The 17388-nt window shown below is 37.8% G+C and carries 14 protein-coding genes and 7 pseudogenes; 9 read left to right on the top strand and 12 right to left on the bottom strand.

Annotation, left to right across the window (positions count from 1 at the left end; all coding sequences use genetic code 11):
• A pseudogene (locus tag JOC59_RS08000) lies at positions 1-116 on the bottom strand (IS6 family transposase); the annotation flags it as partial.
• 52 nt (positions 117-168) lie between these two features.
• Positions 169-450: pseudogene (locus tag JOC59_RS08005) on the bottom strand (plasmid recombination protein); the annotation flags it as partial.
• A gap of 637 nt (positions 451-1087) precedes the next feature.
• Here JOC59_RS08005 and JOC59_RS08010 point away from each other — a divergent pair.
• From JOC59_RS08010 to JOC59_RS08020, 3 genes and pseudogenes are all read left to right on the top strand, one after another.
• On the top strand, positions 1088-1759 hold the full coding sequence (locus JOC59_RS08010; protein WP_205144264.1) for a type 1 glutamine amidotransferase: 672 nt from the start codon (positions 1088-1090) through the stop codon (positions 1757-1759).
• 255 nt (positions 1760-2014) lie between these two features.
• A pseudogene (locus JOC59_RS08015) lies at positions 2015-2464 on the top strand (DDE-type integrase/transposase/recombinase); the annotation flags it as partial.
• A gap of 160 nt (positions 2465-2624) precedes the next feature.
• A complete protein-coding gene (locus tag JOC59_RS08020; RefSeq protein ID WP_205144265.1) occupies positions 2625-3158 on the top strand; it encodes a GNAT family N-acetyltransferase in 534 nt (177 codons plus the stop codon).
• 141 nt (positions 3159-3299) lie between these two features.
• On the opposite strand, the gene JOC59_RS08025 is transcribed toward JOC59_RS08020, so the two are convergent.
• From JOC59_RS08025 to JOC59_RS08040, 5 genes and pseudogenes are all read right to left on the bottom strand, one after another.
• Entirely contained in the window at positions 3300-3854 is a 555-nt protein-coding gene (locus JOC59_RS08025; protein ID WP_205144266.1) for a recombinase family protein, read from the bottom strand.
• 285 nt (positions 3855-4139) lie between these two features.
• A pseudogene (locus JOC59_RS09560) lies at positions 4140-4202 on the bottom strand (helix-turn-helix domain-containing protein); the annotation flags it as partial.
• Between the two features lie 214 nt (positions 4203-4416).
• Positions 4417-6096, bottom strand: a complete 1680-nt coding sequence (gene dld / locus JOC59_RS08030; RefSeq protein WP_205144267.1) for a D-lactate dehydrogenase — start codon at positions 6094-6096, stop codon at positions 4417-4419.
• A 139-nt stretch (positions 6097-6235) separates the two neighbouring features.
• On the bottom strand, positions 6236-6916 hold the full coding sequence (locus JOC59_RS08035) for an IS6 family transposase (RefSeq protein ID WP_205144268.1): 681 nt from the start codon (positions 6914-6916) through the stop codon (positions 6236-6238).
• Positions 6917-7246: 330 nt separating this feature from the next.
• On the bottom strand, positions 7247-7630 hold the full coding sequence (locus JOC59_RS08040) for an integrase core domain-containing protein (protein WP_239517073.1): 384 nt from the start codon (positions 7628-7630) through the stop codon (positions 7247-7249).
• A gap of 108 nt (positions 7631-7738) precedes the next feature.
• Between JOC59_RS08040 and JOC59_RS08045 the strand changes: the two genes are divergently transcribed.
• The 4 genes from JOC59_RS08045 (at position 7739) to JOC59_RS09565 (ending at position 11359) form a co-directional block, all read left to right on the top strand.
• Complete coding sequence (locus JOC59_RS08045) at positions 7739-9073, top strand: dihydrolipoyl dehydrogenase family protein (protein WP_205144269.1); 1335 nt, start codon at positions 7739-7741, stop codon at positions 9071-9073.
• A gap of 138 nt (positions 9074-9211) precedes the next feature.
• A complete protein-coding gene (locus JOC59_RS08050; RefSeq protein ID WP_205144270.1) occupies positions 9212-10132 on the top strand; it encodes an IS30 family transposase in 921 nt (306 codons plus the stop codon).
• 125 nt (positions 10133-10257) lie between these two features.
• Positions 10258-11046 (top strand): (S)-acetoin forming diacetyl reductase, encoded by a 789-nt coding sequence (locus JOC59_RS08055; RefSeq protein WP_205144271.1) that lies wholly within the window; start codon positions 10258-10260, stop codon positions 11044-11046.
• A 229-nt stretch (positions 11047-11275) separates the two neighbouring features.
• Positions 11276-11359, top strand: coding sequence for an IS3 family transposase (locus tag JOC59_RS09565; protein WP_205144276.1), 84 nt, complete (start codon positions 11276-11278; stop codon positions 11357-11359).
• 62 nt (positions 11360-11421) lie between these two features.
• Here JOC59_RS09565 and JOC59_RS08065 read toward each other — a convergent pair whose 3' ends face one another.
• Entirely contained in the window at positions 11422-13689 is a 2268-nt protein-coding gene (locus JOC59_RS08065; protein ID WP_205144272.1) for an ATP-binding cassette domain-containing protein, read from the bottom strand.
• A 123-nt stretch (positions 13690-13812) separates the two neighbouring features.
• On the bottom strand, positions 13813-14007 hold the full coding sequence (locus JOC59_RS08070) for a transposase (RefSeq protein ID WP_275588337.1): 195 nt from the start codon (positions 14005-14007) through the stop codon (positions 13813-13815).
• A 375-nt stretch (positions 14008-14382) separates the two neighbouring features.
• Here JOC59_RS08070 and JOC59_RS08075 point away from each other — a divergent pair, with 375 nt between their 5' ends.
• The gene (locus tag JOC59_RS08075; RefSeq protein WP_205144273.1) at positions 14383-14916 is read left to right on the top strand and encodes a GNAT family N-acetyltransferase; all 534 of its coding nucleotides are present in this window, start codon (positions 14383-14385) and stop codon (positions 14914-14916) included.
• A gap of 464 nt (positions 14917-15380) precedes the next feature.
• Here the strand turns inward: JOC59_RS08075 and JOC59_RS09350 are convergent.
• Together JOC59_RS09350 and JOC59_RS08080 are read right to left on the bottom strand one after the other, a co-directional pair.
• Positions 15381-15704 (bottom strand): annotated as a pseudogene (locus tag JOC59_RS09350) (RepB-like protein); the annotation flags it as partial.
• 64 nt (positions 15705-15768) lie between these two features.
• A pseudogene (locus JOC59_RS08080) lies at positions 15769-15954 on the bottom strand (IS6 family transposase); the annotation flags it as partial.
• A 213-nt stretch (positions 15955-16167) separates the two neighbouring features.
• Here JOC59_RS08080 and JOC59_RS08085 point away from each other — a divergent pair.
• Positions 16168-17124, top strand: coding sequence for a Dyp-type peroxidase (locus JOC59_RS08085; protein ID WP_205144274.1), 957 nt, complete (start codon positions 16168-16170; stop codon positions 17122-17124).
• 96 nt (positions 17125-17220) lie between these two features.
• Here JOC59_RS08085 and JOC59_RS08090 read toward each other — a convergent pair.
• A pseudogene (locus JOC59_RS08090) lies at positions 17221-17388 on the bottom strand (IS30 family transposase); the annotation flags it as partial.

Consider the following 17388-nt stretch of genomic DNA (forward strand, 5'->3'; position numbering starts at 1 on the left):
CGGTCACGCAAAATTTCAACCACATCACGGTAGCTTAATGAGAATCTAAAATAGTAGCCAACGGCTACCAAAATAATATCTTTTTGGAAATGTCGTCCTTTAAAATAATTTTCCATCATCGCTACCTCGCTTTTTAGGCTAATTATACTCAAAATAAGTTTACCTGAAAAATTTTGCACCAGAACCCTCATAGGGCACTTCTGATAACTCTTCCGGCAAAGTGACGATCCAAGTCCCTAACGCCTTCACATCGTCTCTTTTCATGTAATAAACGTCATTTAACCGCTCATTGAAGCGTGACAGCATATCCGAACCATCTGATATAAGATCTTGATTCAGATATGTTTTCGCCACATCAATTTCTTTGTTGCTGTGATGGTCAGTTTTACGTTCAAAATGAACAGCTAAACCGGGCACTGCACCACGGGTATTTTTCTTTAAATGCGCCATAAAAATTGCCTCCTCGAAAAAGGTTTTCGGAGACCAGTATAACATCGTTAAAAATCTGGTATAGCCTGTTATACCAAAATGATATTTTGGACAGGCTCTGCGAGGCGCGTCATCGACAAGCGATGACAGTAGCGTTCCCCCTTCCTTCTGGGGGAACTGCTATTTTTCGGCGCCTATTATCCGGCTAGAAAAACCTCCGGCGGGTCACGCCGTGACGGGGCAATTTATCATTGCAGGCTCACCTTCAGTGAGAGCATGTCATGCAGAACGCTACCCGCGTGGGGCAAGCTGATGTCAGCTTAACCACATAAAAAAGAAGTTGAGATAGCATTGGTGTCTATCTCAACTTCTTTTGGAGGCTAATATATGGATCAGTTTATTGGCGTCAATCAAAAGTCATGACCAATATTCAGTGTGAGAAAACAACAGTTGTTTATCAAAACACGGGCAGTGCATACTTTAGAATGAAAATATTATGATGATATTTTACCAAACTAGAAAAAATAGTCCGGAATCTCATCATAAGAGCATAATTCAAATTCATAGAAATTACTGTATACTATTTATATTAAGGGTAGTTGCAGGCGAAACCCATATCAAATTGCCGTTGACACTTTTTAGTGTGGGAAGGTTTTCTATGCGAATTAACGTCTTACAACACACCCCCAACGAAGGCCCCGGCTCTATTTTGGACTGGGCTCAGGCGCGTGGACATCAGACTTTTGTCTATCACCCTTACCAATTTGGGCATTTACCGACTGCCGATCAAACTGATTTGCTAGTTATTTTAGGTGGTCCGATGAGTCCTAACGATGATCTCTCATGGATCAAGCAAGAACGTGTCTTAATCCAACAACTATTAGAGCAAGGTAAGCCAATGTTTGGGGCGTGTTATGGGGCTCAACAGATTACGAAGACACTAGGTTATCCAGTATCAAAAGCTCCAGCCAAAGAAGTTGGTTGGGCACCAGTTTACCGGCAAAGTAAAATAATCCCAGGCTTGCCAGAAAAATTATTAGCTTTACACTGGCATGAAGAAATGTTTGAAGTTCCTAAGGAGGCCGACTGGCTTTTTTCTAGTGACGCAGTTAAAAACCAAGGCTTTGTGATGAATCACCGGATCGTTGGGCTACAATTTCACTTTGAACCTCAAGCAGATAACGTTAGAGAAATGGTCGTCAATGATTTTCCTTACATTAAAGGTTCTGTTTTAGACCAAAGTGTTGACGATATTTTAAATACACCAGTTCCTAAAGAAAATAAGCAGACTATGTTTAAAATCTTGGACTATATCACTGAAATAATTTAAAGGATCTGATGCTTGACCGATATATCTTTTATCATCACCTAACAATATATAGATGCCAGGTTTTTTAGACTCATCAATCAACTGAATGCTAGCTAAATCATCTTTATTCGCAATGACCACAAATGATAGTTCGTCATAGAATATTGAAATGTTATCATTCCCTGACTCTCGATTGATAAATATGTGATTGGGCATGTGATCATCGACCTCGTTTTTTAAGTGCTATTATACCACTTAACACAAAAACAGCCCCTATTTATTAAAATCAAAGGTCGTTGGTATTACTTCTATCGCGCCATTGATAGTCATGGATTAACACTAGATTTTGAGTTACGTAAACATCGTGATTATCAATCCGCCTATCATTTTTTGAAACGTTTATTGACGACCTATGGTCGTCCCGATTGTCTGGTTACTGATCAATATGCTGGCACTTTAAAGGCTATTAAACAAGTAATTAAAGATGGCTTATTGGCGAAAGCAAATCACCAATGTTCTAAATATTGTAATAATTTGATTAAGCAAGATCATCGGTTAATTAAACACGTCTTAGTAAAGTCAAGCGGTTTTCAATCACTACGAACTGCACTAAAAATGCTAAGTGGGATTGAAGTCCTGCATCAACTACATAAAGTAAGCCAAAGAGAACCAAGTCTCTTTGATTTTTCGTCATCACAATCACTAATCGAATTATTAGTACAATGATCCGTTCAACAATCGTCCCAATGTATCACAAAGACTATTTTGTTAATTTTGCACCAGAACCTTTCATGGTATAATCTATTTAGCTTTGCATTAGTAGGTTTTTTAGTATATATTTAAATTGGTATATATTTATTTGCCGTTAATATAAGGAAAAATTAACATGAATAATAACTATAATATTAGATTAGTAGTCGAGCCGGATATGCCTAAAATTCAAATATTAGCTGTGGAAACTTTTTTTGAGTCATTCAATGATGGAGCTAAATCTGAAGACATCCAATTATATTTACAGAACGAAATGTCATATCAAAATTTGATCTCTGAATTCAATGCCAAAGAATCAAGTTTTATCGTAATTGAAGACGATAAGACTAAAGTTTTAATTGGTTACATGAAGATCAATATGATTTCTAGTTATTGGGGTATTCATGAATCAAACAATAATTTACTAGAAATTGAACGCATTTACATCTTATCTGACTATCAAAGCCACGGGTTAGGTCTTAAACTCATTGAGTTTGCTAAAAAATTTGCAAAATTACAAAATATCAATACTATGGTCTTGTCAGTCTATGATAAAAATAAACGTGGACTTTCTTTTTATGAAAAAAATGGTTTTAAAGTTGTCACTGAACATAATTTCTTACTAGGAAAGGACAATCGAAATTGTCTAGTCATGGAGTGTAACATATAAAAAAATACTCCTATGCTATTAGTTTACAGGGCAGAAGAAAATCTGTCCGTAAATCTAGCATACGAGCAAATTATGGAATATCACGACTATCCTCCTCATAATTTAGCTGACATTAACAACATAGCACATCATGATATGCTATCATTTATCTTTAAATCGTCTTTGTTGCGTTCGTTCGCTTATGCCTGTTCTTCTAGCAATCATTTTGTATGTCATGCCTTGTTGACGCAACTCATAGGCTAAACGTATTTGTTCATCTGTGTAGGTTTGTGGGCGTCCCTCATGAAAATAAGGGTCGTTCCTTTTGGCATATTCTTTTCCCTCATGTGTTCTTGTCACAATCATATCTCGTTCAAATTGCGCAAAGGCGCTAAAAATTGTAAAAATCAATTGTCCTGTGGGGGTATTATCAATTATTCCCATGTTAAGGATATTAATTTTGATGTCACGTTTAAATAGGTCTTCAATTATATCAAGGGCTTCTCTAGTATTGCGTGCAAAGCGGTCTAGTTTTGTCACAATTAGTTCATCATCAGCATTTAGTAATGCAATCAATTTCTTAAATTCGGGACGTTTGGTTGTTGTACCTGTAAATTTTTCTTTGAAAATTTTTTCTGCGCCTGCGTCTTTTAGTTGTTTGATTTGATTCTCTAGTTTTTGATCCGTGGTACTCACTCTGGCGTAACCATATTTCATATTATTTCTCCAATCTGTTTTATATAGCAAATTTGGTACTTTTGCAGTAAAAAAGAGTGCGTATTTATGGCTGTAAGTTATGACGCATTCTAACACCTTTAATTATAAGGCACAAAAAAAGGCGACACAACTGTTAAGTTGTGACCTGATTTGCTCTGTTAATTATGGTTCTATGATATTTGGTGTTTAAGTATAAGAATAGTGTTGATGAATTTTATCTATCAACACCAAATATCATAGGCCCCAAAATTGTCTGATCAGTGTTCGGATTAATTTTACAATCTACCTTTCATGATGAAGTGTTTCGATGACAACGCGGTCTTCAAATGATAAAATAGTGGTGCCCATAAAGGTCCTTCTTTCTAGTGGAATGTTGTGATGACACCATTAAAGACCTTTATGGGTTTTTCTGTCCACTAATATGTTCAACTTAAATTTTACAATCTATCAATTTTACAATCTACCTAAAAATAAAACATTCACATTACATAGTCCCTAATAAAAAAATAACCGATGAATCGACAAATGACGATAACGGTTATTTTTTAACAAACTTTTTATTTTAGTATTCGCCCCAATATTTAGACATTGTTTGTTTACCAACGCCAGGGTTGAAACTATTAGTTGGATCATTTTTCTTATAGTGCTTGATTAAGCCCGGTGCTGCCAAATATAGATGCCCAACATTGTGTTCGGCTGGATAAACAGCGTGACGCTCATCCAAAATTTTAAGCATTTCTTTTTTAAGTTCATGCGCATCGACGCCAGGTTTTAGAATATAATCCTGGTGCATAACGTGATCAAGTAAGTGACCATAATAAATTTTGTGTTCTATTTTGTCTTCAATCTCTTTAGGCAAATGCTCGAACCACTTATAATCATTACTTGCCAACGCGATATCTAGTGGCAAAATGTCAATACTATCCTGTTTTAATTCTTGATATCGAATCGCAACCCCAGCTGTTACATAGCGGTGAGTTTCCGCTTTACTGGTCTCATTAGCATCGGCTTCAAAGTAGTCGCCACTGGCTTTGTCAAAATAAGATTTGAGATACTCTCTCGCTTCTTCAATACCATTACCAGCCATTTTCAATTGTAGGTAATGGTCGTACTTTTCGTAATAATCATCTAACCGCTTTGGCATTTGATTAGGAAATAAATTACTTAATGTTTGAAGCAAACGATCTGGGAAATAAGGTTTGAAAAACGGAATGTGCTTCAAAAAGCGTTCGCCCCATGCTTTTAGCGCAAACATTTGGGGCAAATGACCCGTACCAATTTTTTCAATCACAATTAGTGAGTCTTTACCATATTTCTTGGCCAATTTATAAGCATTTTTATGCATATATTCACCAGAAACAGGCAATTCTTTGAATGTCGTCATAATATGGCGACGAATATCTTCCAACTCATCGGGATTATTCGTTCCAATGTAAAACATTTGTGTTTTTTTATCCATTGGGAATGTATCTAAGCGGACAGCCAATGCCGCAACGTGACCGGACGATCCAGATACTTCATACAATTCTTTAGGATTTGCATTGTATCGAATAGGCTTATCAGATTCAACATCACGCACAACCTGTTCATGATGGAACATTGAACCATGATGTTCAGTAGCTGGTACTTGATTCAAATCAAAATTGCGGTTCTGCAAATTAGTAATAATCTCTTCGGGCGTTTTGCCCAAATCAATGCCTAAATGGTTAACTAAGTGCATTTCGTCATGTTCATCAATCCAAACATACAATGATAGCTCTGTATAAGCTGGACCTCTTCTGATCAAAGCACCACCAGAATTGTTGTTAATACCACCAATGACCGATGCACCCAAATTAGATGAGCCAATGACTGAATGTGGTTCACGTTTAAGTGGTCGCAATTCATTTTCTAAGTGAAACAGTGTCGTACCGGGGAATGCTAGTACTTGTTCCCCATTATTGATTAACTGTAAATCTTTAATTTTCATGCCGTTCACAACAACTGCAGAACGGTCATAACCTGGGGCTGGTACGGATCCCTCAGTCAAACTAGTGTTGGCTGCTTGCATAATAATGATAATATTGTTATCATGCAAAACATTAAGCACACGCCACATTGCCATTAAAGTGGTTGGAAATACGACTGCAACTGCATCGCCCTTACCTGAGCGGTACCCTTTCCTAAAACGTAAAGATTTTGCTTTGTTAGTAATAATATTTTTTTTACCAACAACATTGACTAGTTCTTCGACTAAGTCCATATTAACTTCTCCCCTCTATAACGTTTGTAAAAAACGTTTTAATCATTACGCTTTCAATGATACGCTTTTTTTGATATTTTGGTTGGTTCTGTTGCAAAGTTTCCCAAAAGAGTATAGAAGTCCTAGTTTAACATTTTGACTATGCTGGGATCCCCATCAGAACTTTAATTTCAGTCGACACCGAAAATCCGAAGAGCGTTCCGTTTCTTCGGTTCTTTTTGTATATTCCTCGAATAGTCTCCATGCCCTTAATCGTGGTTGAGGCAGTTCGTAAACTTCGATAAAATTTATTACGGCGCTTAATTGGACGATGGTCCTGCTCAATTAAATTATTGAGATACTTAACTGTCCGATGTTCTGTCTTGGTATATAAACCGTTAATCTGTAGCTTTCTGAATGCAGAGCTAATCGATGGTGCTTTATTGGTTACAATCACTCTAGGTTGTCCAAATTGTTTATGGAGCCGTTTTAAGAAAGCATAAGCCGCCTGAGTATCCCGTTTCTTTCGTAACCAAATGTCTAAAGTTAATCCATCAGAATCAATTGCACGATAGAGATAATGCCAACGTCCTTTAATTTTGATATAGGTTTCATCCATTTTCCACGAATAGAAGGACTGTCTATTTTTCTTCTTCCAAAGATGATAGAGGACTTTACTGTACTCTTGAACCCAGCGATAAATCGTAGTGTGACAAACATTTATTCCACGATCATACAGTAGTTCTTGAACTTCACGATAGCGCAGATTGTAACGCAGGTAGTAACCAACAGCGACAATAATCACATCTTTTTGAAATTGTTTCCCTTTGAAATGATCCATCTGTCTACCCTCACTCTCGTTTTCTTACATTTTACAATAAATCAGGAGTTATGGGGAACTTTGCAACAGAACCTAATATAGCGATCCAACGAATTTGTTCTAAAGCTTGGATAGTAATACAGATTCCCTGTATAATAAAATCGAGTAGAGAAGTTAAGGCGGTGGCTATTTCCAATCGGAGGTGGTGCTTATGGTGTTAAACCTTTAATGGATTGAAGTCAATATTTGAGACAGGTTTTAAGAGACATTCAGAACCGCGTTTACCTTCCACAGCTCAAATAAATCATTAATCGTGATTAATAACTTATTTGAACCACGGAAAGCATTAAATTAGGCGGCCATTTGGCTCGTAAGTGTTGCGATTTCAACTTGTAAGGGGGTCTGGTAGCCCAGTGAACTATGAATTCTCTTCCTATTGTAGAAAGCATGCACATATTCAAAAAGGACAGCAGCGGTAGTTTCATAATTCTCAAAGACCGGCACTGGATAAACACATTCCTTTTTGAGGGAAGCATGAAAAGATTCCATTGGTGCATTATCGTATGGACACCCCTTACGGCTGTAAGAGTGGCGGATATGTAGTTCTGTTAACCGTTGGTTGTAATCATCGCTGGTGTACTGTGATCCTAAGTCTGTGTGGATAATCAGGTCCCCAGTAATGGTCCGATTTTTAACCGCGCTTTCCAGGATCTTTAAGACTAAATCAGTATCCATTTTTTGTATCTTTCCTTTTTGTATCTTATAATAGCATGGATGGTTATGTGCAAATGATAAAAATTTTTTCTTGTTTGATAGTTGATTTCACAAATTGGAGGTAATTTTATGGCAAATCAATACAATTATGATGTTTTATATCTTGGAAGTGGTCATGGGACTTTTGATGGGGCGATTCCCCTTGCACATTCTGGTGTCAAGGTTGGTATTATTGAAGAAGATATGATTGGCGGTACCTGTCCGAATTATGGCTGTAACGCAAAAATCACATTGGATGCACCTGTGGCATTGACAAGGAAAGTCGAGCAGCTTCAAGGCATTGTTGAAGGACAACTGTCCATTAATTGGACCAAGAGTGAGGCTCACAAGCAGGATGTCATTAAGGGCTTGCCAGGAATGATTGGCGGCTTACTTACAGATTCCGGTATTGACGTGATTCATGGGAAAGGGACCTTTAAAGATAATCATACGGTATTAGTTGACGGGCAACCGAAGACAGCTGAAAAAATTGTCATTTCAACTGGATTGCGGCCACACCGTTTGGATATTCCAGGAACCGAATTGGCTCATGATAGTCGTGCATTTATGAGTTTAACCAAATTGCCGAAACAGATCGCTATTATTGGTTCCGGGTACATTAGTATGGAATTTGCGACTATCGCCAATGCCGCAGGCGCCAATGTTACGGTTCTCATGCATGGTGATCAGGTACTTCGAAACTTCTATCACCCTTATGTTGCCCAAGTTGTCAAAGATTTGGAAAAACGAGGGGTTAAGTTTGTAAAAAATGCTGGTGTTTCTTCGTTTGAAAAATCTGGTGAGCAAGTTGAAGTCCACTATGGGGATAGTCGCACCTTAACTGTTGATTGGATTCTGGATGCAACCGGCCGAATTCCAAATGTTGAAAAAATTGGTTTGGACAAAATTGGAGTTAAATATAACCAACACGGGATTGAAGTAAATGATTATTTACAAACAAGTGTTGATAATATCTATGCTTCAGGAGACGTAATTGATAAAGCACAACCTAAGTTAACGCCAACGGCCATTTTTGAATCGACTTACTTATCTAAGCGTTTTTCAGGACAAATCAATGATCCGATTAACTATCCGGTTATTCCATCTGTTGTCTTCACATCACCACGAATTGCTAAAGTAGGTCTTTCCATAGAAGAAGGTAAGGAAAAGAGTTATCAAATTGAAACTAACTACCTACCAGATGATTGGTATCGTCAAGTTGATAATGAGACCATAGGTGATAATTCAATGGTTTTTGATAAGCAACATCACTTGGTAGGCGTGACAGAGGTTAGCGAACAGGCTGAAAATGTCATTAATACATTATTGCCGGCAATTGAATTTAAGTTTGGACCGGCAGAACTGAATAGACTGGTCTACTTGTTCCCATCAATTGGTTCTGCTGCATGGACGCAATTGTCATAAAATAATTACTAATAACATGGATCTATTCATTATTTAGGCAAATTCTATAATTAATCCGAACAAAAATAAAAAAAAGGCCCAAAGCAATCTCTTACAATGGTAGTAGTTAATTCCAACCAGCTATAAGGAGTGATTACTTTGGGTACTTCTACTTTATCACGTTTTCAACGTGGTGCGCTAGCTCAACTGGTCAGTGAAGGCCATCATACTTACCAAGATATGGCTGACGCCTTAGGCGTTGCCAAATCAACTATTAGCTATGAATTAGATCGGGCCAAACCCTATGATTCCGAATTAGCGCAACAAGACGCAGATCATAAAAGGCGGGCTTGTAGTCGCCATTCAATTCTAACGCCATCATTGACAATTTTAATTACCAACCACCTACGTTTAACTTGGTCACCAGAAGCGATTGCGACAGCTTTTAACTTGAGCACCGCTTCAATTTATAACTGGCTTAAGCTTGGCTGGTTACCTTTCAATTTGGCTGATCTACCTAATCGAAATTTCCGACAACGCCGAGCTAATGAGCATCGTGGCACATTTACAAGTGGGACTTCCATTGAACAACGACCAAAATCTGTCAATCAGCGATTAGCTTTTGGTCATTGGGAAGTCGATATGGTACTTTCTAGCCGAGGTCATTCACGAGCATGTTTGGTCACTTTTGTAGAACGTAAAACCCGGCTTCTATGGGCTATCAAAGCCCCTAATCGCACCGTCAAGACCTTAAATGATACCTTTGGAAAGTTTATGGGGACCTTCGGTTCCCAAGTGAAATCTATAACTGTTAATCAGGGTAAGGAGTTTGCCGATTATCGATCCATAGAACAAGACTATCAGATTAAAGTTTATTTTTGTCACCCATATTCACCATGGGAACGGGGATCCAATGAATATTTCAATCGACGGTCACGTTGGTTTTTCCCGAAAAAGACTAACTTTGACCAGATAACGATTGATGAAATCCTGGCAGCACCTGAGCTTATTAATCAACGACCATTAAAAATCCATCATCAACAGACTGCCATTGAAAGTTTCCGGGCTTGTTCGGACTAAACTTGTAATTTGCCATTTACTAAAGGTTAGCGGCTATTTTATTATTCACAATGCTTAAAAGATAACTTATCATTTGTTAATAAGCCGCTTGTGAGGTACAATGTAAGCGGATACAAAAAACGAGAATGGAGGCGTTTATTGTGACAGAAAAAATTGCGTTTGTTACGGGCGGCGGTCAAGGAATTGGTGAGGCCGTGGCAATTCGATTACACGAAGATGGCTTTAAGGTAGCAGTTGCAGATTTGAACATCGATAATGCAAATAGAGTAGCCGCTAAATTATCACCAGATGGTAGTCAAGCCATTGGTGTTAAAGTTGATGTTTCAGATCGTGATTCTGTCTTTTCAGCTGTTAATGAAACGGTTGATAAATTGGGTGGATTTGACGTGATCGTCAATAATGCAGGTCTCGGACCAACCACACCATTGGATACCATTACACCAGATCAATTCGAACTCGTATATGGCGTTAATGTTGGTGGTGTTCTCTGGGGGGCCCAGGCTGCCCATCAAGCCTTTAAAAAATTAGGACACGGCGGTAAGATCATCAATGCGACTTCACAAGCCGGGGTTGTCGGAAATCCTAATTTAGCCCTTTATTCAGGAACCAAATTTGCAGTTCGAGGAATCACTCAAGTACTAGCTCGTGACTTGGCTGAGGAAGAAATTACGGTCAATGCTTATGCACCAGGTATTGTTAAGACACCAATGATGCTTGATATTGCCCATCAAGTTGGCAAAAACGCTGGTAAGGATGATGAATGGGGCATGCAACAATTTGCAAAAGACATTGCTTTGAAACGTTTGTCAGAGCCAGAAGATGTTGCGGCTGTCGTCTCATTTCTTGCGGGGAACGACTCTAATTATATTACTGGTCAGACAATCATAGTTGATGGGGGAATTCAGTTCCATTAACTAACAGATCTGTCGTTAGATTAACAAATTTAAACAGGATGAGTGCCATGGCACTCATCCTGTTTTCGTATTATGGTAAATTCAATAATTAATCCGAACAAAAATTGAAAAAATCCCAAAGCAATCTCTTACAATGGTAGTAGCTAATTCCAACCAACTATAAGGAGTGCTCTTATGCTAGATTTACGGACAGATTTTCTTCTGCCCTGTAAACTAATAGCATAGGAGCATCGATTGGTTTAACAATCGACGAATATCACAGAAAAAAGGCATGACTCCCTGCGAATACAGAGAACATGCCTTAGTAGTTTAAAAATATTCAATTTTGTCTAACTTTTGTATTGCACTTTAAATGAGGTGATCTTTTTGAATCTTTTAAGAAATTATAGCTGCTAATGCAGCACCAGTCCGAGAGTTTTTATCGTTTAGGCTATCTTTTGGATGACCTTCAAAACAAACTTGACCGCCGAATTTACCAGCATCGGGTCCCATATCGACTAACCAATCGGCTCGTGAAATTAATTTCAGATTATGTTCAATCAGAATTAATGTATTGCCCTTATCGACCAATCCTTCAAATAAATCGATCAATTGTTGAGTATCCTGTAAGTGCAATCCGGTTGTTGGTTCATCTAAGAAATAGATTCGGCCGGTATGATTCAATTCCATTGCTAACTTAACACGTTGCACTTCACCACCAGATAAAGTGGTCATCGACTGGCTAAGATTCAAATAACCAAGTCCAACTTGGTGGAGTAGACTAACCTTTTTGTAGATATCTGGCACATCTTTGAAAAACTCTAAAGTGTCGTTGATAGAAAGATTTAGAACCTCAGAAATATCTTTGCCATGATAAGTGTATTGTAGTGCTTCTTGGCTATAACGTTTCCCATGACACAACTCACATTCTTGAACGATTGGATCCATGAATGCCATCTCGGTGATCATCACACCTTTACCTTTGCAACGGGGACAAGCACCTTTACCGTTATAACTAAATAGTTGTGTTGAAACGCCATTGTTGGCTTTACTGAAAAGCTTTCGTAGAGGATTTAAAATGTTCAAGTAAGTTGCAGGTGTAGAACGAATATTCAAACCTACAGAATCCTGACTCAAATCAATATAGTCTTGATCAGAAACTTGTTGTTTGAAAGCTTGGACTAAAGTACTTTTTCCAGAACCTGCTGGTCCAGATATCACGGTCATTACACCTTGAGGGATTCTGATAGATACGTCTTTTAAATTATGAGCAGTTACATGATTAACATTTAGCCAAGATTGAGGTTCACGAGGCTTTGGGAAAGTGATTTTTTCTCGTAACATTTTACCCGTAATCGTATCTGACCGTAATAGTTCGTCGTAGGTACCAGTTAAAGTTACTTGACCACCATTTTTGCCGGCTTGTGGTCCCATTTCCACGACATAATCTGCTGTCGAAATAATGGCAGGGTTGTGATCAACTAGGATAATAGTATTGCCATGTTCCTTGAGCTTTTTTAAGGATTGGGCAATCAATTTAATATCGTGAGGATGGAGTCCTACACTTGGTTCATCGAGTACGTAAACTAAATCGGATAGGGAACTCGTCAAATATTTGGCAATTTTAATTCGTTGAGCTTCTCCACCAGATAGAGTATCAGTTCCGCGGCCAAGGGAAAGATAACCTAAACCGATGTCGACCAAAGCTTGAACTTTACTATGTAGTTCACGCACCATTGTTTTAGCCTTGGGGTCCGAGATATTATCCAAAAATTTTAGGACACTTACTAAATCCATATCGCTGACTTCTGCAATATTTTTGCCAGCAATTTTACTAGTTAGGGCTTTTTTGTTCAGACGTGTTCCATGACATACTGGGCAAGGTTTTCGAGTGACAATCTTTGATAAGGCAGCTTCATGATGACGACCTGAGGCACTATGAATAACAGAGCGAAGCATACGTGGAACTAGTCCTTCATATAATGCCGTACGGCCCCAATTTGCCGGTGGATTTTTTAATTTTTGTTGCGGAGCGTGCATGAACAAATCATATTCTTCATCGGTGTAGTCTTTAATTTTTTTGTCTAAATCAAATAATCCACTGTTGCCATATTCCTTCCAACGCCAAGTTCCCGGTTGAAAACCGGCAAAAGTCATTGCACCTTCATTGAGTGATTTATTATGATCAATTAATTGACGTTCATCTATGTCGTCAACAAAGCCTAATCCCTGACATTTTGGACACATTCCCTGAGGTAGGTTAAAGGAAAACCATTCAGAATACCCAACCCAAGGCTGTCCAATTCGAGAAAACATCAAACGTAAGACGGAATAGATGCCGGTGTAAGTTGCCAGAGTAGATCGAGAATTACGACCAATAGGCTTCTGTTCAACCACAATTGCCACTGGTAAGTTGTCGATTCGGTTCACTTCAGGTTGACCGTATTTAGGCAAATATTGTTGGGTGAAACTAGGAAAAGTTTCATTCAATTCACGTCGGGAAACAGCGGCTAATGTATCAAAAACTAAAGAGGATTTACCAGACCCAGAAAGACCAGCAAATACAGTCGTTTTATGCTTAGGAATGTCTAAACTGACATCCTTTAAGTTATTTTCTTGAGCTCCATGGATAGAGATAGTCCCATCTGCAAATAAATCAGTCATAAAAACCTCCAACAGTGAATTTATAATTCTATTATATATAGTAGTCTCGTTTAACAAAAATAATCGGGTCTAGAATTTTTGGTATTGGAAAGTATTTCCATTCCAAAAGTACTAGGCCCTAATTTATGATCTTACACTAAAAAAATGGACTATTTTTAGTATAAGAGCAGTTGGAATTGATTTGAGATTTTTGACCCAACCCGTGACGGTTTGTACAGCCAAATGGTATTCATTGGCTAGAGAATTAGCAGAATGACCCTCGTTATACAAGGCAACAATTGATGACTTAAATTCTGTTGAGTATCGCTTAGCTTTCATAATATAAAAAAACTCCTATACTTGATTATCTCGGATTATGCCCTAGAAATAAAGCAGTCCGGATTTTCAGTATACGAGCAGTATAGGAGTAGACGAAACACTCGCTAAGCAAGTTAAGCAATCTAAACGTACAGATAAGTTTAAAATTATTGATCACTATCTTCGTTCGTTAATCGCAGACTATGGTCCAATATTTATGGATGTGCAAAACGATGAACCGAGGTTGTTGTCGTTGAAACTGGCTAACCAAATGGCTAATTAACGCTTATTTAACATTTAATGGTATAATCTATTTAGATTTGCATTAGTAGGTTTTTTTAGTATATATGTAAATTGGTATATATTTGTTTGCCATTAATATAAGGAAAAATTAACATGAATAATAACTATAATATTAGATTAGTAGTCGAGCCGGATATGCCTAAAATTCAAATATTAGCTGTGGAAACTTTTTTTGAGTCATTCAATGATGGAGCTAAATCTGAAGACATCCAATTATATTTACAGAACGAAATGTCATATCAAAATTTGATCTCTGAATTCAATGCCAAAGAATCAAGTTTTATCGTAATTGAAGACAATAAGACTAAAGTTTTAATTGGTTACATGAAGATCAATATGATTTCTAGTTATTGGGGTATTCATGAATCAAACAATAATTTACTAGAAATTGAACGCATTTACATCTTATCTGACTATCAAAGCCACGGGTTAGGTCTTAAACCCATTGAGTTTGCTAAAAAATTTGCAAAATTACAAAATATCAATACTATGGTATTGTCAGTCTATGATAAAAATAAACGTGGACTTTCTTTTTATGAAAAAAATGGTTTTAAAGTTGTCACTGAACATAATTTCTTACTAGGAAAGGACAATCGAAATTGTCTAGTCATGGAGTGTAGCATATAAAAAATATAGAGCAACTGCTTTAATTGGTGGTTGTTTTTTATTTTCCTCGCCCATAAAATTATCAGAACGTTGCCCAGAAATATTTGACTTAAAGGTAACTTTTTGACGAATCCATTCTGCAGCTTCTTTTGCGATAGCCTTTTGAGATAATTCGTTGCGAATTCTTAATTCAAATTCATTTCCATACAGCTGACTTTCACGATTTGGACGAGGGATAAAGAACTCTCTTTTTTCTTTCGGTGTTTTTTCTTTCGTAAATAGATCACCAGTAAATAAAAACTGAATTTGATCGACTTTTTCTAACTCTTTTTTTAATTCTTCGTACGCATAGATTGAAAATGATACTGCAGCAATTTTTAACTTGCTCTGTGCTTTTAGTTCTTTTTTAAATCATCCACTACACGTTCATCAATATTATTAAAATTTTTCATTTTCTCCCAACAACCTTCTAAACAATATTTTCCTTACTTACCGAATGACCACCAACGTCGTTTTTTATTATTTATCTCTATATCTTTGGTTTCGTCAACGTCCTTGGATAAATTAGCAGATGTTGATTGAGTTGTTAAAGCTTTTAAGTCTTTAATTTCAGTTTTGTATTCTTCCAGTAGTTGTTTGTCTTGTAACGCTAACCGTTGTTGCTGGTCTAGTAATTTATGTAGCTCTTTCTTTTCAGATTGAAGTTCCAGTACTAAATCTCGGAGGAATTGTACTTCACCTTTATAGTCAACACGCTCTTTTACATTGTCGTCAACTTCATCTTCTTGTTGACGTTTTTTAGTTGATGATTTGGTTCTGGTGCAAAATTAACAAAATAGTCTTTGTAATACATTGGGACGATTGTTGAACGGATCATTGTACTAATAATTCGATTAGTGATTGTGACGACGAAAAATCAAAGAGACTTGGTTCTCTTTGGCTTACTTTATGTAGTTGATGCATGACTTCAATCCCACTTAGCGTTTTTAGCGCAGTTCGTAGTGATTGAAAACCGCTTGATTTTACTAAGACGCGTTTAATTAACCGATGACCTTGTTTTTTTGTCTGAACAGCGTTCGGATTAATTTTACAATCTACCTATTAAATAAAAATCATACGTCCGTGCAACGCCAGCCAGTTTCCGTTAATAACAAGAACTTGAATCTAAAACTAGCATCCTTGACACACCATTTATGACCATTATTAACTTTTTTTAACAATTCACAACCATACGAGTATGCTAATATTATTATAATGATGGAGGGATTTTTTATGTCAATCGAACCAAGTCATGCTCAAGATGTCTGGAAAGATGTCGGTGAACATGTCCAATTCACTGTTTTAAACTTTAACCGCCAGGATCCAGAACATGAGCGGGCCGTTTTCCAAGAATTTGCGGACCGTTCGCAAGCAATTATTCGTTCATTGCACATCCGCGATGCTAAACCGGAATCAGGCTCGCAACTTAAAGTCAGTATCGGTATTAGTAGCGCTGCTTGGGACTACCTGTTCCCAGATACACCGAAACCAAAAGAACTGGAAACTTATACGACTTTGACAGGACCCGAATACACCATGCCAGCCAGTACCGGTGACCTCTTCTTCCATATTCGCGCTAGCAACGAAGCGGTGGTCTACGAATGCCAAACACAATTCCAACGCGTCTTAGCCGACATCACTACTGTGGTTGACGAAACTAAGGGCTTCCGCTACTTCGAAGGCCGCGCCATCATTGGTTTTATCGACGGAACCGAAGATCCCGCCGTTCAAGACGCCGCTGATTACGCATTAGTTGGCGATGAAGACCCACAATTTGAAAACGGCTCGTATGCTTTTGCCCAAAAGTGGCAACACGACATGACAGTCTGGAATCACATGCACACGGAAGACCAAGAAAAAGCCGTGGGTCGGGAAAAATTTAGTGACTTTGAATTAGCCGACCACGATAAATTCAAAAATGCGCATAACGTGGCTTCCAAACTAGAAATTGACGGCGTCGAACAAAAAATTGTGCGGATGAACGTCCCATTTTCGGACCCCGCCGCTGGCAATACTGGGAATTACTTCATCGGATACTCGCGTTACTGGAAAGTTACTAAGGGCATGTTGCAAAACATGCTTGATCAAAGTGACTTTCTACTGACCTTCTCAAAGATTTTATCTGGTCAACTATTTTTTATTCCCTCACGGGATTTGCTTGACCAAATCGCTGAAGGTGACTTCCATTAATTTGGTTAAGGACGCATCAACTATTTGAACGGAAAACAAATGATGTCAATTGATCTTAATCCGACCATTGACGTCATTTTTATGGTAGATTGCAATTTAATCCGAATTTTTTGACAAATTAGTCAGCATCACTTGGTAAGGTGTTTGCCAGTTAAGTACTTTAATGGGGCGTTGGTTAATTTCGAGTAACGTCGTTGTTAAATCTTGAGCACTAATGTGCTCAAAACAAGTCTCCTTAGGGTAAAAATAACGTAAGTTCCGATT

Origin of the sequence: Periweissella beninensis, from assembly GCF_016908275.1 — a bacterium.
Taxonomy (GTDB): Bacteria; Bacillota; Bacilli; order Lactobacillales; family Lactobacillaceae; genus Periweissella; species Periweissella beninensis.

Excerpts from the sequence above, each read along its gene's own strand:
- JOC59_RS08075 (WP_205144273.1), top strand. The coding sequence starts at position 14,383 with ATGAATAATAACTATAATATTAGATTAGTAGTCGAGCCGGATATGCCT.
- JOC59_RS08055 (WP_205144271.1), top strand. The coding sequence starts at position 10,258 with ATGGAGGCGTTTATTGTGACAGAAAAAATTGCGTTTGTTACGGGCGGC.
- JOC59_RS08085 (WP_205144274.1), top strand. The coding sequence starts at position 16,168 with ATGTCAATCGAACCAAGTCATGCTCAAGATGTCTGGAAAGATGTCGGT.
- JOC59_RS08010 (WP_205144264.1), top strand. The coding sequence starts at position 1,088 with ATGCGAATTAACGTCTTACAACACACCCCCAACGAAGGCCCCGGCTCT.
- JOC59_RS08070 (WP_275588337.1), bottom strand. The coding sequence starts at position 14,007 with ATGAAAGCTAAGCGATACTCAACAGAATTTAAGTCATCAATTGTTGCC.
- dld (WP_205144267.1), bottom strand. The coding sequence starts at position 6,096 with ATGGACTTAGTCGAAGAACTAGTCAATGTTGTTGGTAAAAAAAATATT.
- JOC59_RS08040 (WP_239517073.1), bottom strand. The coding sequence starts at position 7,630 with ATGGATACTGATTTAGTCTTAAAGATCCTGGAAAGCGCGGTTAAAAAT.
- JOC59_RS08020 (WP_205144265.1), top strand. The coding sequence starts at position 2,625 with ATGAATAATAACTATAATATTAGATTAGTAGTCGAGCCGGATATGCCT.
- JOC59_RS08065 (WP_205144272.1), bottom strand. The coding sequence starts at position 13,689 with ATGACTGATTTATTTGCAGATGGGACTATCTCTATCCATGGAGCTCAA.
- JOC59_RS08025 (WP_205144266.1), bottom strand. The coding sequence starts at position 3,854 with ATGAAATATGGTTACGCCAGAGTGAGTACCACGGATCAAAAACTAGAG.
- JOC59_RS08045 (WP_205144269.1), top strand. The coding sequence starts at position 7,739 with ATGGCAAATCAATACAATTATGATGTTTTATATCTTGGAAGTGGTCAT.
- JOC59_RS08035 (WP_205144268.1), bottom strand. The coding sequence starts at position 6,916 with ATGGATCATTTCAAAGGGAAACAATTTCAAAAAGATGTGATTATTGTC.